Here is a 22306-nt window from a genome sequence, read left to right as displayed (position 1 = left end):
GATCAGCCCATGCGGGTGCGGTAGTAGCGGCTGACGCCGTCCCCCGATTTCGTCGGGTCCATGAGCACGGTCCCCTCGACGTCGAGCGCGTTGAAGCCCTTGCCGATGAGGGTCAGGGCCTTGGTGATGCCCTGGCTGGCGCGGAAGATGTCCACGACCTGCGGATTGCCACTGTCGGCCTCGTTCAAGCCGCCGAACACCAGGTTCAGCTCCACGGCCTTGGTTGTCAGGGCCTCGATCGCCGCATATGCCCCATAGCTGTAGTCCACCCAGAGCTTGTCCGAGTCGGCGATGCCCGGCGCATCTGCGAGCAGGAAGATGCCCTCAGGTCGGACTTCGTAGTTGCCGGCCATGGGCACGGGAGTCGCACTGGCCGCATCGGTGCCTTTCTTGACCTCCACGGCCGTGGGGCTGATGTGGGCGATCGGCAGCAGGCCGCCGCGCGTGGCGATGTAGGGCGCAGCCTGCACCGTGCCGGCGCCGATCGCTTCCACGGTGCCGAAGACACTGCGAGCCATGTTGACGACGTTCAGGTCCGCCAGCTTGGCCTTGAGCTTCACTTCTTTGACGCGGCGCACTTCGGCGTGCGTGCCGCCGCCCAGGCGCGTCATGTCTTCCTGCGTCTGAACATCCTCGGAATGCTCCAGGGCCAGCTCCAGGACGTTGCCGATCGGCAGCGGCAGTCCGGCAGAGCCATAGACGCGTGCATAGACTTGCCCCACGGTCATGGACGGTTTGTAGATTTGCTTGGTGACTTCGACGGCCATGTCAGGCTCCTTTGAAATATTCAGCGCTTTGGAAAACCGACTCCACCAGGAAGGCGAGCGGCAGGTAGAGATAGCCGGCCTGGCTGTAGCCCGAGCCGGGCGACGGCGCCAGGCGCATCGGCCCGGCGACGTTCGGCGGACGAAACCCCATCACGGCGGCGCCAGCCCGGGCTGACAGTTCGCCGGCTTCGACGCGCGCATCGGCGCCGGACTTGAGCCCGCGCACATTGCGAACGGCCGACACGATCAGCCATTCGTGATCGAGGCGAGAAACTCGCCCGTCAATCCGCGTCTCCAGTACCCGAAAGCCGTTCCAGATCACATGCACAGCAGGGACCGGCTGCGACTCCTCTTTCGTTGCGGCCAGATCCGCGCCGGTCAGGACATGCACGCCTGGCAGGAGCGACTTGATGCGCGCGACGATATGAGGCTCGGGCTCCAGGAAGTTGTTGGGGTGCGCCGTGGCGGCTGCGGTGGTCGTAGACATCAGTACGCTCCCCAATCGAAGGCACTGGACGGGGCACGTGTAACCATTCGGCCGGGCGGCTGCGCGACGTCGGCATCTCCACCGCCCAGGCTGACCGTACCCTTCGACAACCCGGCCAGGTAGTCATCCGCCCAGGCGGAACCACGGCGCAGATCCTCGGGCACCGACGTGCCGTAGAGGCGCTTGAGCGCGATCGCGGCCACCGCCGCAGGCAGGCTGCTGCCCTGGACTAGGTCCAGGGACAGCGGCATGCGAACGCGGTAGCGGGGGAACAGGTAGGTGTCGGCATGCCTGCTGGCGCGCTCCAGCGCATCCTGCAGTCGGGCCAGCGCGGCCGTGGCGACCACCACGGCATCGGGCGTCCACTCGCTGGTGTCGCCGTCTGCGGCCACGATCTGCAGCAGCGCGCCGTCGAGCACCTGCTCGGGCGCGGCGCGCTGCGCCAGCTCGGTCCAGCCGCCAGTGGCGGCGCTGACCAGGTCGGCGATGGATGCATAGGCGGCCATGGCGGTCAGCGCATGATGCGGATGATTTCACCAGCTGCCGTGGCAGCGTCGCGGGTGCGGCCGGCCGCCACGCCTGCGGCCAGCGTGATGGCGCGGCCCTGGGCGTCGGACTGGACCTGCGCGCCACGGGCGATAGCGGCACCAGCTTCGACCAGCAACGAGCCGTGGGTGTTGACGCCGGCCTGCTCGCCTGGCGAGTAGTCGGCATTGGCCGTTCCCAGCGTGGCCTCGCCATCCCCGGCCTGGCCGCCCAGGAAATTCACCAGGCGCTGGCGCTTGAGAGCTGTGGTGGCCTTTTCGCTGGTGGCCATGAGGATCTGTTCGGTTTGCATGGACGTCATTCCTTTGTGTCAGGGGAGGCGAGCGTGACCAAGCCACCCAGGCGGAATGCATCGCTCTCCGCGAGCTCGATGCGCTCGCCGAGACCGAAGTACTCGCCGTTGTGCCGGATCGGGACGGAGTCCACGATGTAGGCCCTTATGGGATCTCCCTGCTGCACCTGGTCGGGATGCAGCAGGGGGGTCTGGTCGGAGGCGCCTGTCGGGACAAGCTGGGCGTTGTCGCCGAGGCCAGCAGCGTTGCCGGCCGAACCGGCGCCGGGCTCTGCTGCGGTGACTTGCCCGATGTCTGCGGCGCTGCCGGCAGTGTTCTGGCCGTCTTGCTGCAGTTGCCCCGTGGTATCGGGCGTGCCCTTGGCCACATCGGTGGCGGCTGACACTGCAGCTGCCGGCTTTTGGGGTGGATTGCTTTTGGCCATGGTCATGCCGCTCCCGTCACGAGGTAGCCAGCTTCAGCGCCCAGCATGTAGGGGCGGAAGATGTCGGTGTTGCGGATGATTTCCAGCTTGCCGTCTTCGGTGCGGGTGTCGACCACCGGGTTGCCGCGCTTGCGCAGCGTGTAGCCGTAGCTGGGCTCGTAGGCGGAGCGCACGGGGGCATCGCCGGCAGCAGCCGGTGCGGCCGTGGGCACGTAGGCCATGACCAGAGTGCCGCCCCACAGGTCGATCACGGCGCCGCTGTCGGTGGCGTAGATGCCCTTGCCCACCACGATGTTCTCGATCTCGAAGATCTCGCGCAGGTCAGCCAGTTGCACCAGGCGGGAGCGTTGGTCGCTCAGGATCGCCTTGAGCTTGGGATGGCGCTTGAGCGCGCGCCAGGTCTTGTAGCCGAGCACCATGGTGTTCGGTTCCTTGACGATCTTGTTGCGGACAGCAGCTTTGCCGTCATCCACGACTCCCTCGGGGTCGCTGTCGGGGTCTGTGAACACGCTGGAGCCCGACAGCGCGATCTTGTTGCCCACCGGGTAGTTGTTGGGGTTCTGCGTCATGCTGGCCACCATGGCTTCGTGGCGCAGGCGGATGCCTTCCACGACGCGATTGGTCGCGTGGGCCTGCAGCGGGAACGCAGCTTCGGCGTCTTCGCGGTAGTCGATCGGATACTCCAGATCGTGCTCGTCCAGCGCGATGTCAATGCCGTCGACGTCCTCGGGGCTGATCCGGTTGGACTTGGCGCGCAATGCACGCTCGGTCGCGTAGATGCGGAAGGCATCCTTACCGAATGTTGGAATCTTGCCGCCCTCTTTGTCCAGCGTCACGAAGGGCAGCAACTGCTCGCCCACGAAGGCGGCATTGCTGTAGCCCAAGGCCAGCGCGCTGAGGACCGGGTCCACCACGCGCAGTTTGCTCAAACGTCCCATGTGTTTCTCCTTGAGGTATGGGGGTGGATTACTTTTGGCGCATCACTGCGTGCGCAGCCGTCGCATAGGACACGCTGTGCTTCTTGGCGTAGGCGCGGATGCGCTGGTCCTGCTGCACGCGCTCAGGGTCAGCGCCTTCGGCAAACTCGGCCGGCGTGCTGGCTGTGCTGGCGGCCTCGGCAGCGGCGCGTTCACGGGTGGCGGTCTCCGAGAACTCGACCTGAGCTGGCAAGGCCTGCAGGAGCTCGCGGAAAAGCGCATGCAGCGGCTTCTTGTCGTCGCCTTCGCCGAACTCGACGTCGGGCGTGGACTGCAGCTGGGCGCCGATGGCGGCGACCTGGTCCTTCATGGAGGATGGGATGCGCGCCTGGCCCACCAGCGATTCGGCGAAAGCCACGTTGTCCTGGCGGATGGCTTCGACCTGGCGCTCGTGTTCGCGCTGTTGCGCGTCCTGGACCTGCCGCTGCAGCGCGGCGTTTTGTTCGCGCAGCTGCGCGGCTTCTTGTTCATTCACAGCAGACTCCTTGGGTGGATGAGAGGGACGGGAAAGTACGGAGGTTTCTGCGAACGCCACGGCATTGCCTTGTGTGCGCAGGTCCTGGTTGGCGTTGATTTCGAGGGAGCTGACCTGGTAACTGGGCAGCACCTTGTCTGCCTCCTCCAGGCCGAACTTGGAGACGATCCAGTCGCGCAGACCGCGCCACAGGTTGGCGGAGGTCATGGCATCCCATTCGCCGAAAGCGATGCCCTCCTGAAAGCACACACATCCGTCGTCGCTATCAGCGAATTCGGGGGCGTCCAGGCCCTTTACTGCCGGCGGCTGCGCGCCCAGAAAGCCGATGTGGCGCAGGTACCAGACACCGGGGACGGGGTTGTTGGCGTCGTCGGGCCGGTAGAACTTGGACGAGACGGTGCCGTAGCGGCCAGCGCGGACCGCCTCGGCGAATTCAGGGTCAATCTTTTCGGGGAGTGCGTAGAGGCCGCGCTCGCCAACGGTCAAACCAGCGGCCCAACCCTGCGCTGGGTCGTCCGTCTTGGGGTGGCCCACCACGATGGGGGCCTTGGATTTCTTGGGGTCGTAGGCCCGCGCACTGGCCTGCAGATCGGCTTCGCTGAACTCGATCTTTTCGCCGGCCGTGGTGGTCCATTGGCCGGGCTTGAAAATGTGCAGGGGTTTGGGGGTAGCCGTGGTGTGCGTCATGCCCCGAATCTTCGGAGTGCATGCGCGCGGGTGTTAGAAGGGCAGCTTCTAGGGAGCGGCGTCAGGGCGCGGGACGCCGCTCTGCATCAATCCAGCGAGAGGTGGCCCTGGCGGGCCTGGAAATCCTCGCGCGCCCAATCGCGCAGGATCTGCTTGGCACGGGCCGGTGTGTAGCCGTGGCGCCTGGCAACCTCTGCCAGGTTTGTGCCCGGTGTGCAATCTGCAATCAAGGCGCGGGAACGGGTGTCGTTGTGGAAGAAGTGGCCGACAGGAATATAGATCGTGTCACCGCCGATGGCCTCGGCGACGGTCTCTGCCAAGGCCATTGCCAGGCGGGCATGCGCGCGTGGATCTCCGGGGATCTCGCCCCCGCTGCGCAGCCGCAGATAGATGGCGGCAGCCATGTCGCGCCAGAGGCCAGGGTACTCGGTGGGCAGCAGCAGCTCCAGATCACGCGTGTCAGGAGACATCGGCACCTCCTCGCTGTTGCCAAGCCTTGAGCGCTTCAATGACCGTGTCCAGCTGCGCGCTGGTGGCGAAGCGCAGCGCCGAGACGCTGACCGTGCGCTGCACGAATGCATTGAGGGAAGCAGCGCTGTTGTCGCGCAGCTTGCCGTCACGGTAGAGCTGGTGCCACAGCGCCCACACCTTGCGCTCCCTCGGCGAAGCGGATTCCTTGGACTGCGCGAACGTGTTGCGGCGGCTGCGCGTCGGCTTGGCCACGCCTGCGCGCTCGGCCAGGCCCTGCATGTGGTCGCGCACGGCTTCGCGCTGCGTGGGCGTCATGTCCTTGCTGCTGGCCAGGCCCGTCAGATTGCGCAGCAGGGCGCGGTAGTCATCGTCGGTCAGCTGCAGCTTGGACTTGAGCGCGTGGATTGCGGCGATGTGGTTGGCGGTCATTGCAGGCTCCAGACTTGGGCGATTGCATCAGTGGGGCGGACTTGGGGAGGCAGCGGCTGCTTGGTGCGATTGCCTGTCGGGCGATAGCGGCTCTTGTAGCAAGCTCTGCAGCAAAAGCACAGCCCATCTTTCTTGGCGATATCCGGGTAGAAGAACTCCGTATCTGCCGGCCAGCTCTCGTTGCACAGCGGGCAGTGTTTTTCGGCATCGGATGGCATGTTTGGATTTCCGGCGATCTGAGCGGGGGAGCGCCCTGACAGCGGCATCCCCCTGGATTTTTCTTTTGGAATGAATTGGAAGGCCTCTGCGGCCCTCGCAGGCCTAAAACGGAGCGCTATCAGGATCGGCATCCGCAGGTGCATGGCCTGGCCCGGTCATCGCGCCAGCTTTTTGCAGCGATGCCGGCAGGACCCGGCCCAACCCCGTTCGTCCCTCGCCGTCCAGCGCGTCAATCAGGTCGGGGATCAGCCGGGACAGCTCGCCCGTTGTGATCGCCACGTCAGCATCGAAGCCGCCATCGTCCTGAGACTGGCCCTCGGTCACCGCGTCCAGCAGCGTGATCTTGCGTACCTGCAACTGCTCAGTCAGCACGAAGCTCACCCGGTCGTCCCAGGTCAGCGCCAGGCGGGTGGGCAGCTTGCCGTGCTCGATGTGCTGGCGGACCTCGGCGATGTCCAGAGGGTGCCGGCCGTAGCGCACCACGGCCTTGGATTCGTCAGCTGCCTTGAGCTCGCACTCGCGGTCGATGGCGAAGTCGGCAGGAGGCTCCTGCGTGGTAAGCCAATGCGCCATGGCGGCCTGGGGGCTGGTCTGCGTGTCAAGCAGGGCCAGCGCAAAGCCGGTCAGGCCATCGACCAGTGCGCTCACCACCTCGTCGGCACGCGCCTGGCTGCCCGTGTCCAGCACCAGGGTGCGGGCCTGGGGGTCCAGCCAGACCCACATGGCGCCCTGCTTGGTGAAGGCCATGGGCAGCAGGTCCAGCCTGGCCTCGTCCTTGAGTTCCTTCTTTTCTTTCTTGCCTGGCCTGCGGCCTTCGTTCTTCTCGATGGCATCGGCCTTCTCCTCCACGCGGCGATTGAGCACGCTGGCGGGCAGCACCTTGGCCTCGGTCATGAAGCGCATGACCCACTGCCCGGCCACGGACTCGACCAGCAGGCCATGCTCCTCACCACGCGGCGGTACCCAGCCCGCGCTGCGCTCCTGTGTGGCGCCGCACGCGGCAAACGGGCTCTTGGCGAGGGCGGCTTCGAGTGCCTGCAGGTCGGGCATCCAGGACCCGGAGATGCGATAGATGATGGCGTTCTTGATCATGGGCGCCCTTCGATTTGTTTGAGTGCCGCGCTTGCCGGGATACCGTGATTGAGTTCAGCGCTTCGGCCAGCCTTGTGGCCGCGCTCGAAATCGTCGTGCTTGACGTTCTTTCCCGTGGTGCGGTCTTTGAACTTAGCTTTCTTCATCTCGGGATGCTGGTGCGCCATATAGCGCGTCACCAGAGCCTGGTCGTCTGAGTTGCCAGCGAAGGCCTGCAGCAGACCGCGCACGCCTGAAACCCACCCCGTGGCATACAGGTCTCCCCGGGCGACTTTGGTCTTCGGTTTGCAGTTCTTCGACTGCAGGCCCATATGCGCTCGGCGGTCCCTGGCGCACTGGCGAGCCAGCACTTCGAAGGCATAGCCGGCGACTTCTGCAGCCATGCCCACACCGACGAATACGAACTGACGCTCTTTGCGCCAAGTTCGATTCGGAGCCAAAACCGGATGCATCTGGGTGAAGTACTCACAGGCGAACACCTCAGCCACCGCCTGCGCCAACGCGGCCTCCCATATCACCAGTGGCACGCTCGGTGCCTTCCGAGGTGATTCCGATACATCCGCAAGACTGACCTCTGTCTCCGACAAGCCGAATTGCTCCATGAGCTTTTGAGCCTGACGCAGCGCTGCTGCGGCTTCGTGCGGTTCTGGACTCGCTGCCAGAGCCAGGCACTTCTTGATTTTGAGGAGTGCTTCGTCGCGCGTCATACAGCTGCAAGATCCAGAGTGATCGGGTCATAGCCGCCCGTGGCATTGCGCTTGTAAAAGCGTATGTAGGGCTTGGTGCTGGCCACCTGGATGCTGTCCGAGATCGCCTGCATGGCCTGCAGCCAGTCCTCGTCCTGGATGTCCAGGCGGCGCAAGCCCAGCACGCGGTCGGTATTGATCTTGCCGGCCTTGTCGACCTGGAACGCATCGTTGATGAGCACCTTGATGTTGTCATTGGCGCCCTCGGCCCAGCGCGTGACGCACTGGTCGATCAATACCTTGGCTCCCTGCAACTGCTCGCTGAAGACGATCTGATCCTGCATCTGGCGCAGGATCTTGTACTCGCCGTCAAAGCTGGTCAGCGTGACGTTGCCCTTGTCGCCGCCGCTCTTCACGCCGTACTGCTCCAGACTCGCCGTGACGAGAGCGGCCACGTCTTGCATGGCCTGCAGCTTGAATTTCGCCAGGCCACGCATCTGAGCCTCTGCCATGCCACAAAGGTCGCGCACGCACTGGTCGCGCAGCTTGTCGATGGGCTTGACCTTGGACTCGGGGACCAGGTTGCCACGGGCGTCTTGCCAGTAGCCTGGGGGGATGGTTTCTGTGGTCATGTTGATTGCGTTCTCTTTTCGGTGATCAGCAACGGACGCCCCGGCTGGGGACAGCGAGAAAAGCCAGGGCACCAGGACGTGCCGTGCCCATCCGAGGGATGGCAGAAATGACCATTGGGCCGGGGATGTACCGCTCGACGGGTGCAGGCCGAGGTGCCGGCTCCAGCGCCTGTGTGGCAGGAGCGGCCGGGGCGCCATCCTGTGCCGTGGCGCCCGCGACCTTGCTCGGTCGTGCGTCCAGTTCGGGGAACAGGCCACGCACACACGGCTTGATGGCGTACAGGACAGGCATGCCCTCGGCCTCCTCGATCTGCACCCAGCCATTGGCGCGCAGGTTGGACAGCCGCTTGGCCAGGCCACCAGGCGTGTCGGTGGGCACGACCTCGGTCAATTTCTGGCGGGTCTGAGGGCCGAACTTACGCAGGTACACCACGATGGCAGCGCTCTCGGCGCTCATATTGGTTTTCCGTGCCATGGTCATGTTCCTTTCCTGCCGCTGATAGCGGCCATCCGTAGACGCAGGTGTTCAGGGATCGGTGCGGCCTTGCGGTCGCGCTCTTGGAGCGCAACCAGCGCTGGGTCTTGGGCGTTCGCCAGTTGGGCCAAGTCCATCGGCGCCGCAGCGTTGGGACGAACTGCGTGGCGCAGGTCCTGATCGCGTTGCTGCTCGGCCTGCTCACCAACCTTGTCGGCCATGCCAGCGAGCACGGCGTAGAGATAGCCGTGGCCCTTGAGCGGGAGCTCCAGCCGGCCAGCGTCGCGCTGGGCGAGCAACTGGTCGATGGCTGCGGCCCAGACGGTCAGCGGCACCGACCAGTCGCGGCCCTTGTGCGCGACGGCCTGGCGCTCCAAGTCGGGCAGCAGCTGCAGGATCAGCTTGATCTTCTTGGCCGAGGTCAGGCGCTGCTTTGCCGGCGTGTGCAGCGCGACGTACTGCAGCACGCGGGCGCCCATGGGTACGCTGACGGCTACCAGGCGGGCGAGCGCCTGGCGGTCCTCCTCGCTGGCGAATGCAGTAGCGAGGTCGAACTCGCTGCCGCATGCCGGGCATGAGAGATCGGTCATAGCGGCCAGCTCCCCGGGTACTCGATGAAGCCCCACGCCAGAGCGACGGCGGCGCCGCTGCCGAAGATGCAGAACGCGATGAGCAGCCACAGGGCGATGCGCTCGGCCAGGCCCATGCCGCAGCTGTAGCGCTCCATTTCGATGTAGGTGCGCTGGCGCATTACAGGGCCTCCTTGCACAGATTGATGACCTTGACCGGCTTGACGGTCACCAGGGCTGCACCGGGCCATGTCTGGAGTGCGTAGTCCGTGGCGGCTTGTACATGGGCGAAGTCGCCGATGTGCACGATGGGACGCTGGCCCAGGCAGATCGTGATGGAGAGGGAGAACGTCATGTCAGCACCCCGCGATGACCTGGGCATCGACTTTGGGAAAGCCCACAACCGCTGCAGCGTTGAGGGCGCGGCAGACCAGGTTGTTGACCACCAGGGGGTAGCACATGCTCACGGCATCGCTGGCCCTGCCGCCGCGCGGCATGCTGATCAGGCGGGCGCGGATGGCGTCCAGGGCATCGGCCTCGAAGAGGTCGGTCAGGCGTGCGCCAGCGCGATCCAGCTTGTGCGTGAGGTAGCCCTCCAGGTCGTTGTCCAGCGGCTCCATGACGATCTGCTCGCAGCGCTGGACGATCTCGCGCACTTCCGGGTTCTGCTCGGACAGCAGCAGCTGCAGCTCGGGCTGGCCGACCAGGCACACGCCCAGGAGGCGGCGCAGGCCGTCTTTGAGCTCCATGAAGTTCTTCAGGTGCTTCAAGGTCGGCATGGGCATGCGGTGAGCCTCCTCGATCATGAGCAGGTGCGAATAGCCCGCTGCCCGGCTGGCCTTGAGCAGATCATGGACTTGGCGATACCGGGCATCGGGGCTGCTCTTGAGCTGGATGTTGGGTGCCAGAGTGCGCGCGATGCTCTCCGCGATCTGGCCGGCTTTCATCGCCTTGCCGCGTGTGTCGTTGGGCTCCATCGCAAGCACGTAGGGCTTGATGACGATGATGGGCTTGCGCTCCTCCCGGATGCGCTCTTCCAGGTCTTCGCGCAGCGTGGACTTGCCGCTACCGCTCTCGCCGACCACGGCGATGAAGCCGTGATTTGTCGCGGCGTCCATCAGCGCGGCGCGCACGTAGCGGCCGTGCTGGCTGGCGAAGACGTCGTCCCGCGACTGGATGTCATCAACGAACGGGCTGCGCATCAGCTTGAAATGCCGCTTGGCCGCCGTGGTCAATGTCTCGTTGCGTAGTAGCATGCTTTCCTCCTTGGGTTCTGCCTGGTCGGCATTCGGGCTCTCGGGGACGGCCTCGCCGAGGTGCAACTCGGCGGGGCCAACTTCTTTGGTAGGTGCTGCCAGGACCGGCAGCACCAGGTTGCGCAGATGGGCCATGGACACGCCACGGCCCTTGAGGTAGTCCAGGGCGCGCTTGCGCACCTCGCCGGCCCGGCGCGCGGGCAGCAGGCCGTGCTTGACCAGGCGGCAGGCAGCGGCAGCCGACAGGCCCACGGCGCGCGCGAGGTCGCTCTGGGTGATTTCGTGGGCCTCCAGCACGGGCTGCAGGGGAGGCATGACGGCGACGGCGGTATAGGCGTGCATCACTGGCCTCCTGCGACGACGCGCAGCCCTGTGCGGACCTTCAGCCGCGCCTCAAGGGCGACGACCTGGTCGTCTGGTACGCCCTCGGGGTGCAGGTGCTTGATCGTGGCCAGGAGCTCGGGCGACATCTGCATGCCGCGAGCCACCAGGACTTTGGCGACCTCGAAGTGCGTGAGCAGCTCGGGCGCGGCATGGGCGACACGGGTAGCGGGCTCCAGCTCGGTGCCCCGGCGCGGCAGCATGGTCGCGGCCGGCAGCTCCTCATGGTGCTTATAGGGGTCATGCTTGCCGCCGAAAGGCAGCGCCTTGGCCTTGCGCGCCGCCGCTGCTGCCTCGTCGGTGTCCGTGCCCGTTGCCAGGCGCTCCACAGCCTTGCGGTTGGTGAGTGCCACGGTATCGGGCAGCGCCTTGTGTTCGCGCCCGATGTGGGCAGCGCCCTCCCGGAACCCGTGCAGGCCTTCCTTGACCTGGGGCACCGGGATCAGCAGCTCCTGCCCATCGGCGCCGTGCTGGACCACATAGGCCACAGCGGCATCGAAGGGGTTGTAGGTGATCTCGGTGCGCTCGCCGATCAGCACGCCCGGCACGTCGCGCAGATCCCACTCGCGGCCCGCAAAGCGCACGGTCAGGTTCGGCTGCACCTTGGGCGTCTCTGGCGAATGCGTGAGGAGCTGGCGTGCCAGCGCCGCGTCCACCAGCCGCAGCTGCGCCTGGGTGATCTCCATCCACTTGGCCCAGCGCGTCAGACCATGGCGGCGGTGCATGCGCGTGCTGTTGTACCAGCGCATCCACTGCATTGCCTTTTCGTTGATCCAGGCAATGTCGGGGACATGCGTGAACTTGAAACCGCTCTCGAAAGATGTCTCGATGATGTTGTGCGCGTTCTCGACCTGGCCCTTGGCGCGCGGGTTGCCGGCCTCGTTCACGATCAGCTTGACCTGCAGGCGGCGCAGCAGGTTGCGGAAGGCGCCGCCAGCGCCGCTGCCCGGGTCCACCATCAGGTGGAAGGGCACGCCGTACATCTGCTGATCCGGTCGTTGGGCGATGGCAGCCAGCAGCAACTCGGCCATGTTCGCCATGGATTCGCCGCCCTCCAGGTAGAGCACAAAGATGCTGCCGCTGGTGTGGTCGGTGATGGCGCCACGCAGCAGGCGCTGGCGCTTGATCTTCTCGAAGTTCTCAGGCTTGTTCTTATAGAACTCGCTGGGCGCCATGTCCTGAACGCCACTCTGGCCCTGGCCCGGGACGTAATACAGCGTGCTGATCGAGAAGTCCAACTGCCAGACGTCGTTCGGGTGGTCGCTGGCGAGCTGTTGCACGGGCTCGGGGCGGCGCAACTGCTCAGGGTGCAGCGCGTACTCGCGCAGCGCCCGTGCGCAGGCGCTTTCAGACAGCTGGCGGGTTTCTCCAGTTTCTGGGTCCACCACGCTGGCGAACAGCGGGTTTTCGGCGCGCAGCTGCTGCAGCGACAGGCGCATCGCCTGGATGCTCTTGTCGTTGGCGCGGTAGCCTTCCATCATCTGGGCCGACAGCCGCTGTGCATCGGCCAGGCCCAGGCTCATCTTGCCGGCGTCGGTGCGGCGCTTGCGTTCGGGTTTCACGGAGACCTCCTTGAGGCGGCGCATGAGCGTGGCGCGAGACAGGCCCAGGAGTTGGCAGGCCGATGCATAGACGGCTTCCTTGCCGCCATGGCCTGCCGCCTGGGCGCGGGCATGCACCTCCAGCAGTGCTTCAATCAGGGCGGGGCTCATGCTGGTTCAATCAGTTGGGAGCGGTCGATGTGGAGGCGGCGCCTTGGGCCTGGCTCCACTTTTCCCATTCGGGCGTGCTGCCCACTTCGACCAGGTTGAATTCGTCGCGCAGCATGGTCAGCTCCGCGATCAACTGGCCCACCATGCCTGCCATGAACAGGCTTTGGTCCTGGCCGCTCTCATTGAGCTTTTCGAGGGCGCGGCGCAGGTTGCCTCGGACCGTGCCCATGACCTCGTCTTGGATTTTCCCGGCCTCGGCGTGCAGGCGTTTCGCTTGTTCAGGCTCGGGCAGCAGCTTGATCTGGCGCACCTCTTCGTGCATCTCGGCGTTCACCGCTTCTTGACGCTCTGCGCGGTTCTTCTGCTTCGCCGCCTCGGCGCGTTCCTTGCGCACGGCGGCGCGCAGTTCTTTAACAGACATGCGGGACACGTCGTCCAGTTCGAGTTCGCCGGTCTGGCCCTCGGTGATGAGACCGTCGACCTGGCCGTCGTCCAGGGGGAGGAGTTCCACCATCTTGGAGTAGCCGAGCTTTTCCAAATGCGCTGACGTCGACGCATTTGCAAAGCGGCGGGTCAGGTTCATGTAGTTCTGCGCGGCGCGCGGGGCCAGGCCCAGGCGCTCCAATGCCGGCAGGAATTCACCGTGTTCGCATCCTTCCTTGAGCAGCAGGAGATAGCCACCCAGCTCGAAAATGCCCAGCCCGATCCGCTTGATCACATCACGTGCCGAGTTTTCGAGCACTGCCAGGTCAGTGCTTCCCTGGTAATTCAGCTCGCGCGCCAGCGTCAAGACTCGCTCGTTCTGTTCCTTGCGTTGCACAGTCAGCGCGCCCTCTTGCTGGCGCATCAGCTCCATGTCGGCAGCAAAGCGCTCTTGGTCGACCGCTGCTTCATGGGTTGGCAAATGCGACGACGTCGGCGCATTTGCTGTGTCCTTCGCAGAAATCTTCTTCTCGATGTCAGTGGTTTGTGGGCGTGCCATGGTGTTCAGTCGGGGTTGCGGGTGTAACGGTTGCGGGCTTCCTCGACGCGGCGGCTGGCCGCGTCAATGGCGTTGAAGACCTTGATGGACTGCTGCGGCAGTCGGGGCGACAGGCGCCAGTGGCCAGTGGCCTCGTCGCGCTCGGCCCAGCCCGCTGTGCGCAGGTTGTCGAGGTCTTTGGTGATCGTGCTGGCAGGCTGCTGGAGCAGCTCAGCCAGCTTGCTGGGGGGGTAGCCGTGGACCACATCCCCGAATAGAGCGATGGTCAGCTGCAAGATGCGCTGCTGCGCTGCGTTGGTGTAGTCGGTTGCTCGTGTCACGCCGGCGCCCTCGCGCTGTCGGGGTGATTCACACGGATACGACGCAACGCAGGCTTGTTCTCATTGGCAGGCCAAATCGCCTCAACTGTGTCGCCAATGACTTCGGCTATGCGCTTGGCAATTCGCTCGGACTTTGCATGTCCGTTGATCACATGGGAAACCATGGACCGAGAGACTTTCAGTTCCTCCGCTATCGCCGTGGGCGTTGTTCCGCGCATACGGATAGCCGCTTTGATTTGTTCGGGGTGCATCGTCTGTTACCCTTTGACTCAACATGTTTAGGTGACAACAGCGAATTGCTGTGTGGACTCCATTATGGGAAAGAAAACTTTCCCATGCAAGCAATTCAAGGAAAATTTTCATGTCCATCGGAGACCGGCTACGAGAGGAAAGAACCCGCTTGGGGATGAGCCAGCCCAGCTTCGCCGCCCTTGCTGGCACGACGAAGCAAACCCTCTTTTCTTGGGAATCTGGCCGGACCGCGCCTGACGGCTTTCAACTGGCCGCGCTGGCTGGGCAAGGTGTTGACGTCTTGTTTGTCCTGACTGGCCAGCGGCAGGCCGTCGTCGAAGCACCTGAGGAGGAGAAAAAGCTCCTAAATGGCTTCCGTTTGTGCGGTCCCGAGGCTCGCCAAAACCTCATCCAGACAGCCGCCCTGTTTGCCGCTGGGCTCACACCGGGCGCAGTTGTGCCCTCAAAGAGCAAGGCCTCGCGCAAGACTCTGGAAGCAGGGCCTCGGGTAGGTTCGATCAGCCAGGTGAGCAACAAGGACGGTACTGTCCAAGTTGGCTACGCTGGTGGCAAGGTGACTGTCAAAAAATAGCGACCGAAAGCTGGGTGGGTTTCAGTAGAGGGATCAAGCGATGTGGGAGGCAATGTGGAAATGGTTCAGCATCTGGACAGCACCTTGGTGCCGCACTAAAGCTGAAAATGGGCTACGGACTGGTTTAATTGAGCCCCAAGGCAGCGAACAAGATTCGCTCCAGCAGCGGGTGCTTGATGGTTCCGGCAATGTCCTGGTTGGCCAAGCTGCAGGAGCCGTGCATATCACTCATGTAACGCACCAACATTTCTACGGCGACACGGCGGGTGCTCCAGCCGCGAATGAAGGACGTCGTCAAGTAACTGAGGCTCAAAAGCAAGCTCTTGCCCTTATGAGATGCTTGGACAAGCAAGCTCGTATACGAGTGCTTGACTTCATGCGTCGAGAGTTTGACACAGCACTCGTCATTGAACTGGCCCCAAACCAGGTACACCGACTTCGCTGCTACGTCGAAGTAGTTTTAAACAATGAATCAAAGGAGAGCGCATGAATAGTCATATTGCTATTTTTTTGCTTGCCTTCGCCATCAGTCCAACTTGGGCGGTGAACAAGTGCACCACCCCGAGCGGACAAATCGCGTTCCAGGATGCTCCCTGCCAAGGAGGGTCAACCGGCGCCGAAGACGCAGCTCGGAGGGATCGCGTAGCAGTCCAGCAGCAAGAGCAACGCAAGGCCAAAGTGGATGCCGAAATTAAGGCCTGGGAGGTTAAGAAAAAGGCAACTGGCTTTAAGACCGATGATGAGCTCCTAGCAGAGGCGCAAGCAAAGTGCGGAGGAGCTATGCAAACATATCCGTCTATAGGCATGACGGAGTACAACTTTAGAAACTGTACAACTTGGGGACTTTTGGTGCAGCCTGACACAGTGAATGAAACGAAAACCACTGCAGGCGATACCAAGCAATTTGTGTATCCCACAGGTAGAGAGATTCGCTACGTCTACACTCGCGCCGGAGTAGTGAGTGCCATCCAACGCTGAGCTTGCGGACTTCAAAAGCTAAGCCTTCTATAGTCTGTTTCAACGCACTTTCTTATAGGTTGCATAAATAGCGCCTTTCACGCGCGCGCGGCATTCTGCCGTGCATGAATACTCCATTTCAGCTTTGTGTAGGCCTCCCCGGCGCGCGGAGGCTCTATGGCAATTGACGGCCGTCTTGGCATCCTGGCCGTCGTGCTCTCGGCCTCTGGTCTTGTCTACATAGCCCAGCGCGAGGGCTACAGCGATGTCGCATATCCCGACCCTGTGCATGGTGCGAAGGTGCCCACGGTGGGCTTTGGCACCACCGAGGGCGTCAAGGTGGGCGACAAGACCACACCCGTGCGCGCGCTGATTCGACTGCGCGCCGATGCCGCTGAAAAAGAGGTTGCGCTGCGCCGCTGCTTCGGCGATGTGCGGCTGTATCCGCGCGAGTGGGATGCCTTCGTGGGCCTGGCGCACAACGCGGGCGCCACCTCGGTCTGCATGAACAACGAGCGCACCGGCCCCAGCACCATCGTGCGGCGCCTGCAGGCCAGTGATCACAAGGGCGCTTGCGAGGCGATCCTGCTTTATGACCGTGCAGGCCCGGTCAGCAAGCCGCAGGACCGCTGCAGCCATCCCGACAACCGCACATGCAGGGGCGTCTGGACTGACCGCCAGCGCCTGCGTGCCATGTGCCTCGGGGAGCCCATGCCATGAGTGCGCGGATCTGGATTACTGCCGTCCTGGTGATGGCCGCCGTGCTGGGCCTGCGCGCCTGGAATGCACACCTGGTCGCCCTCGGCAATGCCCAGGGAGAACAGCGCGTGAAAGGCCAATGGGTGGCCGCCGACCTGAAGCGTGAGCAGGCCCAGGCCAAAGCCGAAGCCAAGGCGACATTGGAGCACGCGCTGCGGGAGCGCCAGGCACGCGAGCAGGAGCAAGCCAAGCAACGAGAAGCCGAAAGGATTGCCCATGAACAAGCCAACCGCGAGGCCACGCTTCGCACTGCTGTGTCTGCTGCCGATGCTCGCAATCGCAGCCTGCACACCTCTATCGCCCAGCTCAATGCCGACGCTGCCGCCCGCTTGTCCAGCAGCGCCGCGAGTGCCTGCACCGCCGCCGACGTTGATGCTGCCACCGCCGCCCGCAACGCACTCGGACAGTGCAGCAGCCGATACACAGCAGTGGCAGCAGTCGCTGATGGACTCGCCGTCCAGGTGAGAGGCTTGCAGGATTTCGTGGGCGTCCTCCAAGACGCTGGCACAACAACGCAGCGAGGCACAGATGGTTTTTGAGTTGACGCTGGGAAACGTGATCACGGTGCTGGCCCTCTTCGTTGCCGCCCTGTGGGCGCTGATGAAGGTGATCAGCGGCCAGCAGGAGCGCCGCCTTGCGGAGCGATTCGATGCCCTGGGAAAAACCATGGAGTCGATGCTTTCCGCGCAAAGGGACACGGACAAGGCGACCCAGCAACTGGAGCGGGAGTTCCGCAAGCACCAGGCCGATGTAGCACGCGACTACGTGCTTCGGGAGGACTTCGTGAGGCACATCGGGATCATCGAAGCGCGCATCGACAACTTCGCGCTGCGTATGGAGCGCTACCTGGAACAGATTCTGAAAGGGGGGAATAAGTGAGCATCGACCTGGCCAAAATCCGTCGTGAGGAGATCCGCTGGCATCTTCTGTCCGCCGTTAACCTGAGCCGGCCTGCCGGCATCTATACCGAGCCGCTGCTCGCCATCATCCGTGCCGTCTATCCAGACGCCACGCACCAGGAGGTGCGCGTCAACCTCGACTATCTGGAAGCCCGCGAGATGGTCGGCATCGCCAAGGACCCGATGGACCGCTGGAGCGTAGACCTGACACGCACCGGCATCGATTTTGTCGAGTACACGATCGACGCCCAGCCCGGTATCGCTCGGCCCAAGATCACGCAGGTTTGACATGCCCCCTCGCAGCAAAGTCCATGGATTGCCGCCCGAGCTCAAGGAGTGGCTGGATTCCGAGCTGGTCAAGCGCGGCTTTGGCGACTATGTGCAGCTCGCGGCCGACCTGAAGGCGCGCGGCGCAGACATCTCCAAATCCGCCCTGCAGCGCTATGGCTCACCCTTCGAGCGTGCCATGGCGAGGGTGAAGATGGCCACGGAGCAGGCCTGCGCGTTGGTCGACGCCGCGCCTGACGATGAGGACAAACTGAGCTCGGCCGTCATTCGCATCACACAGGAGAAGATCCTCAATTTGTTGATGGACCTGGATATTGACGCCGAGGATGTCGACGTCAACAAGTTGTTCAAGAACGCCGCCGAGATCGGCAAAGCCAGCGCGGCGAACAAGAAATTCAGCCTGGAGGCCCGTGCCGCCATAGAGGCTGCCGCACGCCGCAAGGCGCTGGAGGATGCGAGCCAGAAGGCAGCGGAGTCGGCGAAGCAGCAGGGCCTGTCCGCCAATGGCGTCGCTGCGCTGCGCGAGGCGATCATGGGAGCCCTGTGATGGAGCAGACCGCCGTCGCAAAGGCCTCGGGCATTCTGATGCAGTACCAGGTGGACTGGATCAAGGACCAGTCGCCCGTCAAGATCATTGAGAAGTCGCGCCGCATCGGCATCAGCTACGCCGAAGCCGCAGACGACGTGCTTTATGCCGCCAGCGCCGAGGGGGCGAACGTCTACTACATCTCCTACAACAAGGACATGACGGCCGGCTTCATCAACGACTGCGCGACCTGGGCCAAGGCGTTCAATGCGGCTGCGGGCCAGATTGAAGAGTCGCTGATAGAAGTCGAGGACAAGCAGATCCTCACGTACACGATCAAATTCGACTCCGGTCACATGATCCAGGCCTTCACCAGCAACCCGCGCAACCTGCGCTCCAAGGGCCGGCCTGGAGAGCGCCTGGTGATCGATGAGGCGGCTTTCGTGGACGATATCCAGGAGCTGCTGAAGGCGGCCATGGCCATGACGATGTGGGGCGGGCAGATCCGCATCATCAGTACGCACGATGGCGCGGACAACCCGTTTGCCGAGCTGATCAACGACGTGCGCGCGGGCCGCTACGACTACAGCCTGCACCGTGTCACGCTGGACGATGCGCTACGCGATGGCCTGTACCGGAAGATCTCGGCCGTCACGGGGCGCGTGTGGTCGCCCGAGGCGGAGGCTGCTTGGCGCAAGGCCACAATCGACCGCTACCGGCCGAACGAAGACGAGGAGCTGTTCTGCATTCCAGCCCAGGGCGGCGGCTCTTGGCTTACGCGCGCCCTGGTCGAAAGCCGCATGCGCCCCTACCCGGTGATCCGCTTCAACGGCACGCAGGATTTCAACAACGCCACGCCCGATCTGCGTGCGCGGGTCATGCAGGACTGGATTGTCGAGAAGCTGCAGCCGCTGCTGAAGTTCGACCCGGGCCTGCGCCATGCCCTGGGCATGGACTTCGCACGCACTGGCGACTTGTCGTCGATCGCGCCCAACGAGGTCGCCACCAATCTGCACCAGCGCATTCCTTTCCTCGTGGAAATGAAAAACGTGCCCTACAACCAGCAGCTGCAGGTGCTTTTCGCCATCGGCGATGTACTGCCTCGAAAGAGCGGCATGGTGATCGACAGCAGAGGCAACGGCAGCTATGTCGGCGAGGCAGCGCATGACAAATATGGCTCGTTGGTGCACCGACTGATGCCGACCGAAGGCTGGTACCGCGACAACATGCCGGCGTACAAGGCCGCACTGGAGGACGGCACGCTGTGGATTCCCCAACATGACGGCCTGCTGCAAGGCCACCGGGCCATCCGGCTTGTGCGGGGTGTGCCGCGCATGCCCGAAGGCAAAACCACCGATGGCAGCCATGGCGACTCGACCATGGCCTGTATTTATTCGCATGCCGCCGCACGCATGCAGTGGGGGCCTGTGCACGTCAGCAGCCGCCCGCGCGGCAGCCGCCTCGATGCGTCCCTGGAAGGCTACTAAATGACTCGCGGAATCTACGTTTCTCCCACCGAATTCGTCTCGTTTGCCGAGGCGAAAAAACCTACTGCACCGTTGGTCGATGAGATCGCGACGCGCGCCCGCTCGGGCGATCTGTTCGGCCTGGGCTTTTTGCTGCCCAACCCCGACCCGATCCTCAAGAGGCAGGGCAAGGACATTAGCGTGTACCGCGACCTGCGCAGCGACGCCCATGTGGGCGGCTGCATCCGGCGCCGCAAGGCAGCAGTCAAGAACCTTGAGCTGCGAGTGAACCGCGAAAAGGCCAGCGCCCGGTCCACTCGACTGGCCCGCGACATCTTCAGCAGCCTTGACACCGATACGCTGCTCAATGAGGTTTTGGACGCAGTCTTGTACGGCTGGCAGCCGCTGGAGCTCAATTGGGGGATGCTTGGCGGTGCCCTGGCGCCTTTGTCGGTGGTGGGAAAGCCGGGCGAGTGGTTCATGTTCGACCAGGAGGCACAGCTGCGGTTTCGTAGCCGCCAGCAGCCCATGACCGGCGAGGAACTGCCGGCCCGTAAATTCCTGCTGGCGCGCCAGGAGGCGAGCTACGCCAACCCTTATGGTTTTGCGGACCTGTCCATGTGCTTTTGGCCCACGGTCTTCAAGCGCGGAGGCCTCAAGTTCTGGGTGACCTTCACCGAGAAATACGGCACGCCTTGGCTGGTTGCGAAAACTCCGCGCGGCACGCCCAAACACCAGAATGACGAGCTGCTCGACAGTCTGGAATCCATGATCCAGGACGCCGTCGCGGTGATCCCTGACGACGCGAGCGTGGACACCCTGGAGGCCGGAGATCGCGCGGGCAGCACCGACCTCTACAAGGAGCTGCTGATGTTCTGCCGCTCCGAGGTGTCGATCGCGCTGCTCGGGCAAAACCAGAGCACCGAAGCCAGCTCAACGCGCGCCAGCGCGGTGGCCGGTCTGGAAGTCGCGGCCGAAATCCGCGACGGCGATGCACGCATGGTCGAGGCCACGCTCAACCAGATGCTGCGTTGGGTGGTAGACCTCAACGAAGGCCCCCAGGCTCCGGCGCCCAAGGTGGAGCTGTACGAGGAGGAGGAAGTCAATCAAGCGCAGGCTGCGCGGGACAAGTCACTCACCGAATCGGGTGTGAAGTTCAAACCGGCCTATTGGAAGCGCACCTACAGGCTCCAGGATGGCGACATTGAGGAGGCTGTGGCCGACCAGCCCCCTGCAACGGTCAACACACCAGCCGAGTTTGCCGAAGCAGCAGGCACAGTCCCGCCTGATTCCGCGCAAACGCTGGGCACCGGGACGGCACCAACCGTGGCCGGCTGGGTGGCGCAGTTGCACGGCCTGGTCAATACGCACAGCGACCCCCAGGCCCTGCAGAAGGCGCTGCTCGATGCCTATAGCGATCTGCCCACGCAGGAGCTGACCGAGCTGATGGGCATGGCGTTTGAGCTGGCGCACCTGCAGGGGCGTGACAAGGTCGAACAGGAGAGCGCCCGTGCCTGATGACAACACCGTCGACGGCGTGCGCCAGCAGTTCGCGGAGCAGATCGATTTCCTGCGCAAAAAGCTGAACCTGCCCAGCGAAACATGGCGCGACATCCAGCGCGCGGCGCACGATCGGGCGTTCATGGTGGCCGGCGCAATGAAAGCCGATCTGCTCGCAGATCTGCGTACTGCGGTGGAGCAGGCCGTGCAGGGTGGCTCCATTGGAGAGTTCCGCAAGACTTTTGCAGAGATCGTGGCCAAGCACGGATGGACCGGCTGGACCGGCCAGGGCAGCGCGGCAGGCGAGGCTTGGCGCACGCGGGTGATCTACCGCACCAACATCACGGCCTCCTATGCAGCCGGCCGGCGCGCGCAGCTGCTGGACCCCGACCTACTTAAGCGCCGGCCCTACTGGCGCTATGTGCACAACGACAGCGTGTCACATCCCCGGCCGCTGCATAAGCACTGGGGTGACATTCGTCTCACGCTCCGATATGACCACCCGTTCTGGGACACGCATTTCGGCCCCAACGGCTGGGGCTGCCAGTGCAGCGTGGTTGCGGCTGCCACACCTGGCCCAGACGATGCGACCGAGCCGCCCGACGGATGGGATGACATCGATGCGGCCACGGGTGCCCCTGCGGGCATTGATGAAGGGTGGGACTACGCGCCTGGCGCACGGGTCAACGACGATTTACGCAGCTTCGTGCAAGACAAGCTGATCAACTACCCCCCTGCGATCAGTACGGCGCTGTCGCGCGACGTCAATCGCTACATCAATGCCGAGCAGCTGGTGCCCGACTTTGTGCGCGAGGTGCTGGGTGATCGCCAGCGCCGAGACCCCCTGTGGCTGGGATTCGTGGAAAAGCCCGACGCGATCGCGCCCTTGATCGGTGTGGATGCCCGGGGCTACACAGCGCTGCTGCCAGCTGATGCACCACGTCATGTGCAGTCATCGCATGGCTTCGACGGCGCTGGACAGCGCCCGGCGTCGCCGGAGGATTTCGCGCTGCTTGAGAGCGTGCTCAACGAGCCCGACCAGTTGCGGGCTGGAAACCCTTCACGCCACGGCAATGCCACGCTGGTGGCGACCAAGACGATCAACGGTGAGGTGTTCCGGGCTGTATGGGAGGTGCTGTCGGGGCGGCGCAATCGCTCGCTGTCGCTCACCAGCTTGGTGATCAAGACCGGCCAATGAAAAAGCCTTG

General features: G+C 64.0%; 32 protein-coding genes. 10 read left to right on the top strand and 22 right to left on the bottom strand.

What is annotated here, in order from left to right; translation table 11 throughout:
- Nucleotides 1-2 precede the first annotated feature (2 nt).
- The 22 genes from AC5I49_RS11575 to AC5I49_RS11470 all read right to left on the bottom strand — a co-directional run bounded on the left by AC5I49_RS11575 (nt 3) and on the right by AC5I49_RS11470 (nt 14131).
- Nucleotides 3-767: a phage tail tube protein gene (locus tag AC5I49_RS11575; RefSeq protein ID WP_495789362.1), complete on the bottom strand. Its 765-nt coding sequence runs from the start codon at nt 765-767 to the stop codon at nt 3-5.
- A 1-nt stretch (nt 768) separates the two neighbouring features.
- A complete protein-coding gene (locus tag AC5I49_RS11570; protein ID WP_495789361.1) occupies nt 769-1254 on the bottom strand; it encodes a phage tail terminator protein in 486 nt (161 codons plus the stop codon).
- Nucleotides 1254-1760 (bottom strand): phage protein Gp36 family protein, encoded by a 507-nt coding sequence (locus AC5I49_RS11565; protein ID WP_495789360.1) that lies wholly within the window; start codon nt 1758-1760, stop codon nt 1254-1256. Before AC5I49_RS11565 ends, AC5I49_RS11570 begins: the two co-directional genes overlap by 1 nt.
- Nucleotides 1761-1765: 5 nt before the next feature.
- Entirely contained in the window at nt 1766-2092 is a 327-nt protein-coding gene (locus tag AC5I49_RS11560; RefSeq protein ID WP_495789359.1) for a DUF2190 family protein, read from the bottom strand.
- Nucleotides 2093-2097: 5 nt separating this feature from the next.
- Nucleotides 2098-2523, bottom strand: a complete 426-nt coding sequence (locus tag AC5I49_RS11555; RefSeq protein WP_495789358.1) for a hypothetical protein — start codon at nt 2521-2523, stop codon at nt 2098-2100.
- Nucleotides 2520-3455, bottom strand: a complete 936-nt coding sequence (locus tag AC5I49_RS11550; protein ID WP_495789357.1) for a major capsid protein — start codon at nt 3453-3455, stop codon at nt 2520-2522. The genes AC5I49_RS11555 and AC5I49_RS11550 overlap by 4 nt, the downstream gene beginning before the upstream one ends.
- 28 nt (nt 3456-3483) lie before the next feature.
- Nucleotides 3484-4656, bottom strand: coding sequence for a peptidase (locus AC5I49_RS11545; RefSeq protein ID WP_495789356.1), 1173 nt, complete (start codon nt 4654-4656; stop codon nt 3484-3486).
- Nucleotides 4657-4742: 86 nt separating this feature from the next.
- Entirely contained in the window at nt 4743-5126 is a 384-nt protein-coding gene (locus AC5I49_RS11540) for a Mor transcription activator family protein (protein ID WP_495789355.1), read from the bottom strand.
- On the bottom strand, nt 5116-5556 hold the full coding sequence (locus AC5I49_RS11535) for a phage protein GemA/Gp16 family protein (RefSeq protein ID WP_495789354.1): 441 nt from the start codon (nt 5554-5556) through the stop codon (nt 5116-5118). Before AC5I49_RS11535 ends, AC5I49_RS11540 begins: the two co-directional genes overlap by 11 nt.
- Nucleotides 5553-5774, bottom strand: a complete 222-nt coding sequence (locus AC5I49_RS11530; RefSeq protein ID WP_495789353.1) for a hypothetical protein — start codon at nt 5772-5774, stop codon at nt 5553-5555. The genes AC5I49_RS11535 and AC5I49_RS11530 overlap by 4 nt, the downstream gene beginning before the upstream one ends.
- Before the next feature lie 103 nt (nt 5775-5877).
- Nucleotides 5878-6867 (bottom strand): recombination-associated protein RdgC, encoded by a 990-nt coding sequence (locus AC5I49_RS11525; RefSeq protein WP_495789352.1) that lies wholly within the window; start codon nt 6865-6867, stop codon nt 5878-5880.
- A complete protein-coding gene (locus AC5I49_RS11520) occupies nt 6864-7574 on the bottom strand; it encodes a DUF2786 domain-containing protein (RefSeq protein ID WP_495789351.1) in 711 nt (236 codons plus the stop codon). The genes AC5I49_RS11525 and AC5I49_RS11520 overlap by 4 nt, the downstream gene beginning before the upstream one ends.
- Nucleotides 7571-8185 (bottom strand): DUF3164 family protein, encoded by a 615-nt coding sequence (locus tag AC5I49_RS11515; RefSeq protein ID WP_495789350.1) that lies wholly within the window; start codon nt 8183-8185, stop codon nt 7571-7573. The genes AC5I49_RS11520 and AC5I49_RS11515 overlap by 4 nt, the downstream gene beginning before the upstream one ends.
- Before the next feature lie 25 nt (nt 8186-8210).
- Complete coding sequence (locus tag AC5I49_RS11510) at nt 8211-8660, bottom strand: hypothetical protein (protein WP_495789349.1); 450 nt, start codon at nt 8658-8660, stop codon at nt 8211-8213.
- Between the two features lie 2 nt (nt 8661-8662).
- Nucleotides 8663-9250: an HI_1489 N-terminal domain-containing protein gene (locus AC5I49_RS11505; protein ID WP_495789348.1), complete on the bottom strand. Its 588-nt coding sequence runs from the start codon at nt 9248-9250 to the stop codon at nt 8663-8665.
- Nucleotides 9247-9411 (bottom strand): hypothetical protein, encoded by a 165-nt coding sequence (locus AC5I49_RS11500; protein WP_495789347.1) that lies wholly within the window; start codon nt 9409-9411, stop codon nt 9247-9249. The genes AC5I49_RS11505 and AC5I49_RS11500 overlap by 4 nt, the downstream gene beginning before the upstream one ends.
- On the bottom strand, nt 9411-9584 hold the full coding sequence (locus tag AC5I49_RS11495; protein WP_495789346.1) for a hypothetical protein: 174 nt from the start codon (nt 9582-9584) through the stop codon (nt 9411-9413). The genes AC5I49_RS11500 and AC5I49_RS11495 overlap by 1 nt, the downstream gene beginning before the upstream one ends.
- Nucleotide 9585: 1 nt before the next feature.
- Nucleotides 9586-10827 (bottom strand): ExeA family protein, encoded by a 1242-nt coding sequence (locus AC5I49_RS11490; protein WP_495789345.1) that lies wholly within the window; start codon nt 10825-10827, stop codon nt 9586-9588.
- Complete coding sequence (locus AC5I49_RS11485) at nt 10827-12578, bottom strand: transposase family protein (protein ID WP_495789344.1); 1752 nt, start codon at nt 12576-12578, stop codon at nt 10827-10829. Before AC5I49_RS11485 ends, AC5I49_RS11490 begins: the two co-directional genes overlap by 1 nt.
- A gap of 10 nt (nt 12579-12588) precedes the next feature.
- Nucleotides 12589-13560 (bottom strand): hypothetical protein, encoded by a 972-nt coding sequence (locus tag AC5I49_RS11480; protein WP_495789343.1) that lies wholly within the window; start codon nt 13558-13560, stop codon nt 12589-12591.
- 5 nt (nt 13561-13565) lie between these two features.
- Nucleotides 13566-13880, bottom strand: coding sequence for an IclR family transcriptional regulator (locus AC5I49_RS11475; protein WP_495789342.1), 315 nt, complete (start codon nt 13878-13880; stop codon nt 13566-13568).
- Entirely contained in the window at nt 13877-14131 is a 255-nt protein-coding gene (locus AC5I49_RS11470; RefSeq protein WP_495789341.1) for a helix-turn-helix domain-containing protein, read from the bottom strand. The genes AC5I49_RS11475 and AC5I49_RS11470 overlap by 4 nt, the downstream gene beginning before the upstream one ends.
- Before the next feature lie 110 nt (nt 14132-14241).
- Between AC5I49_RS11470 and AC5I49_RS11465 the strand changes: the two genes are divergently transcribed.
- The 10 genes from AC5I49_RS11465 (at nt 14242) to AC5I49_RS11420 (ending at nt 22296) form a co-directional block, all read left to right on the top strand.
- Nucleotides 14242-14703: a helix-turn-helix domain-containing protein gene (locus AC5I49_RS11465; protein WP_495789340.1), complete on the top strand. Its 462-nt coding sequence runs from the start codon at nt 14242-14244 to the stop codon at nt 14701-14703.
- A gap of 486 nt (nt 14704-15189) precedes the next feature.
- Entirely contained in the window at nt 15190-15681 is a 492-nt protein-coding gene (locus tag AC5I49_RS11460) for a hypothetical protein (protein ID WP_495789339.1), read from the top strand.
- Nucleotides 15682-15837: 156 nt separating this feature from the next.
- Nucleotides 15838-16380 carry a lysozyme gene (locus tag AC5I49_RS11455; protein ID WP_495789338.1) on the top strand — a complete coding sequence of 181 codons (543 nt, stop codon included), beginning with the start codon at nt 15838-15840 and terminating at the stop codon, nt 16378-16380.
- On the top strand, nt 16377-16958 hold the full coding sequence (locus tag AC5I49_RS11450; protein WP_495789337.1) for a DUF2514 domain-containing protein: 582 nt from the start codon (nt 16377-16379) through the stop codon (nt 16956-16958). Before AC5I49_RS11455 ends, AC5I49_RS11450 begins: the two co-directional genes overlap by 4 nt.
- Nucleotides 16948-17298, top strand: a complete 351-nt coding sequence (locus tag AC5I49_RS11445; protein ID WP_016445069.1) for a hypothetical protein — start codon at nt 16948-16950, stop codon at nt 17296-17298. The genes AC5I49_RS11450 and AC5I49_RS11445 overlap by 11 nt, the downstream gene beginning before the upstream one ends.
- Entirely contained in the window at nt 17295-17606 is a 312-nt protein-coding gene (locus tag AC5I49_RS11440) for a hypothetical protein (RefSeq protein ID WP_495789336.1), read from the top strand. Before AC5I49_RS11445 ends, AC5I49_RS11440 begins: the two co-directional genes overlap by 4 nt.
- Before the next feature lies 1 nt (nt 17607).
- Nucleotides 17608-18153, top strand: a complete 546-nt coding sequence (locus tag AC5I49_RS11435) for a DUF3486 family protein (RefSeq protein ID WP_016445071.1) — start codon at nt 17608-17610, stop codon at nt 18151-18153.
- Nucleotides 18153-19619 (top strand): terminase large subunit domain-containing protein, encoded by a 1467-nt coding sequence (locus AC5I49_RS11430; protein ID WP_495789335.1) that lies wholly within the window; start codon nt 18153-18155, stop codon nt 19617-19619. The genes AC5I49_RS11435 and AC5I49_RS11430 overlap by 1 nt, the downstream gene beginning before the upstream one ends.
- On the top strand, nt 19620-21116 hold the full coding sequence (locus AC5I49_RS11425; RefSeq protein ID WP_495789334.1) for a DUF935 domain-containing protein: 1497 nt from the start codon (nt 19620-19622) through the stop codon (nt 21114-21116). It begins immediately after the preceding gene.
- Nucleotides 21109-22296, top strand: a complete 1188-nt coding sequence (locus AC5I49_RS11420; RefSeq protein ID WP_495789333.1) for a phage minor head protein — start codon at nt 21109-21111, stop codon at nt 22294-22296. The genes AC5I49_RS11425 and AC5I49_RS11420 overlap by 8 nt, the downstream gene beginning before the upstream one ends.
- The last annotated feature ends 10 nt before the right edge of the window (nt 22297-22306 follow it).

This window comes from Delftia sp., assembly GCF_059499305.1.
The sequence above is the reverse complement of the archived record's forward strand: the minus strand, read 5'-3'. Positions and strand labels throughout refer to the sequence as shown.

Excerpts from the sequence above, each read along its gene's own strand:
- AC5I49_RS11575 (WP_495789362.1), bottom strand. The coding sequence starts at position 767 with ATGGCCGTCGAAGTCACCAAGCAAATCTACAAACCGTCCATGACCGTG.
- AC5I49_RS11570 (WP_495789361.1), bottom strand. The coding sequence starts at position 1,254 with ATGTCTACGACCACCGCAGCCGCCACGGCGCACCCCAACAACTTCCTG.
- AC5I49_RS11565 (WP_495789360.1), bottom strand. The coding sequence starts at position 1,760 with ATGGCCGCCTATGCATCCATCGCCGACCTGGTCAGCGCCGCCACTGGC.
- AC5I49_RS11560 (WP_495789359.1), bottom strand. The coding sequence starts at position 2,092 with ATGCAAACCGAACAGATCCTCATGGCCACCAGCGAAAAGGCCACCACA.
- AC5I49_RS11555 (WP_495789358.1), bottom strand. The coding sequence starts at position 2,523 with ATGACCATGGCCAAAAGCAATCCACCCCAAAAGCCGGCAGCTGCAGTG.
- AC5I49_RS11550 (WP_495789357.1), bottom strand. The coding sequence starts at position 3,455 with ATGGGACGTTTGAGCAAACTGCGCGTGGTGGACCCGGTCCTCAGCGCG.
- AC5I49_RS11545 (WP_495789356.1), bottom strand. The coding sequence starts at position 4,656 with ATGACGCACACCACGGCTACCCCCAAACCCCTGCACATTTTCAAGCCC.
- AC5I49_RS11540 (WP_495789355.1), bottom strand. The coding sequence starts at position 5,126 with ATGTCTCCTGACACGCGTGATCTGGAGCTGCTGCTGCCCACCGAGTAC.
- AC5I49_RS11535 (WP_495789354.1), bottom strand. The coding sequence starts at position 5,556 with ATGACCGCCAACCACATCGCCGCAATCCACGCGCTCAAGTCCAAGCTG.
- AC5I49_RS11530 (WP_495789353.1), bottom strand. The coding sequence starts at position 5,774 with ATGCCATCCGATGCCGAAAAACACTGCCCGCTGTGCAACGAGAGCTGG.
- AC5I49_RS11525 (WP_495789352.1), bottom strand. The coding sequence starts at position 6,867 with ATGATCAAGAACGCCATCATCTATCGCATCTCCGGGTCCTGGATGCCC.
- AC5I49_RS11520 (WP_495789351.1), bottom strand. The coding sequence starts at position 7,574 with ATGACGCGCGACGAAGCACTCCTCAAAATCAAGAAGTGCCTGGCTCTG.
- AC5I49_RS11515 (WP_495789350.1), bottom strand. The coding sequence starts at position 8,185 with ATGACCACAGAAACCATCCCCCCAGGCTACTGGCAAGACGCCCGTGGC.
- AC5I49_RS11510 (WP_495789349.1), bottom strand. The coding sequence starts at position 8,660 with ATGGCACGGAAAACCAATATGAGCGCCGAGAGCGCTGCCATCGTGGTG.
- AC5I49_RS11505 (WP_495789348.1), bottom strand. The coding sequence starts at position 9,250 with ATGACCGATCTCTCATGCCCGGCATGCGGCAGCGAGTTCGACCTCGCT.
- AC5I49_RS11500 (WP_495789347.1), bottom strand. The coding sequence starts at position 9,411 with ATGCGCCAGCGCACCTACATCGAAATGGAGCGCTACAGCTGCGGCATG.
- AC5I49_RS11495 (WP_495789346.1), bottom strand. The coding sequence starts at position 9,584 with ATGACGTTCTCCCTCTCCATCACGATCTGCCTGGGCCAGCGTCCCATC.
- AC5I49_RS11490 (WP_495789345.1), bottom strand. The coding sequence starts at position 10,827 with ATGCACGCCTATACCGCCGTCGCCGTCATGCCTCCCCTGCAGCCCGTG.
- AC5I49_RS11485 (WP_495789344.1), bottom strand. The coding sequence starts at position 12,578 with ATGAGCCCCGCCCTGATTGAAGCACTGCTGGAGGTGCATGCCCGCGCC.
- AC5I49_RS11480 (WP_495789343.1), bottom strand. The coding sequence starts at position 13,560 with ATGGCACGCCCACAAACCACTGACATCGAGAAGAAGATTTCTGCGAAG.
- AC5I49_RS11470 (WP_495789341.1), bottom strand. The coding sequence starts at position 14,131 with ATGCACCCCGAACAAATCAAAGCGGCTATCCGTATGCGCGGAACAACG.
- AC5I49_RS11465 (WP_495789340.1), top strand. The coding sequence starts at position 14,242 with ATGTCCATCGGAGACCGGCTACGAGAGGAAAGAACCCGCTTGGGGATG.
- AC5I49_RS11460 (WP_495789339.1), top strand. The coding sequence starts at position 15,190 with ATGAATAGTCATATTGCTATTTTTTTGCTTGCCTTCGCCATCAGTCCA.
- AC5I49_RS11455 (WP_495789338.1), top strand. The coding sequence starts at position 15,838 with ATGGCAATTGACGGCCGTCTTGGCATCCTGGCCGTCGTGCTCTCGGCC.
- AC5I49_RS11450 (WP_495789337.1), top strand. The coding sequence starts at position 16,377 with ATGAGTGCGCGGATCTGGATTACTGCCGTCCTGGTGATGGCCGCCGTG.
- AC5I49_RS11445 (WP_016445069.1), top strand. The coding sequence starts at position 16,948 with ATGGTTTTTGAGTTGACGCTGGGAAACGTGATCACGGTGCTGGCCCTC.
- AC5I49_RS11435 (WP_016445071.1), top strand. The coding sequence starts at position 17,608 with ATGCCCCCTCGCAGCAAAGTCCATGGATTGCCGCCCGAGCTCAAGGAG.
- AC5I49_RS11430 (WP_495789335.1), top strand. The coding sequence starts at position 18,153 with ATGGAGCAGACCGCCGTCGCAAAGGCCTCGGGCATTCTGATGCAGTAC.
- AC5I49_RS11425 (WP_495789334.1), top strand. The coding sequence starts at position 19,620 with ATGACTCGCGGAATCTACGTTTCTCCCACCGAATTCGTCTCGTTTGCC.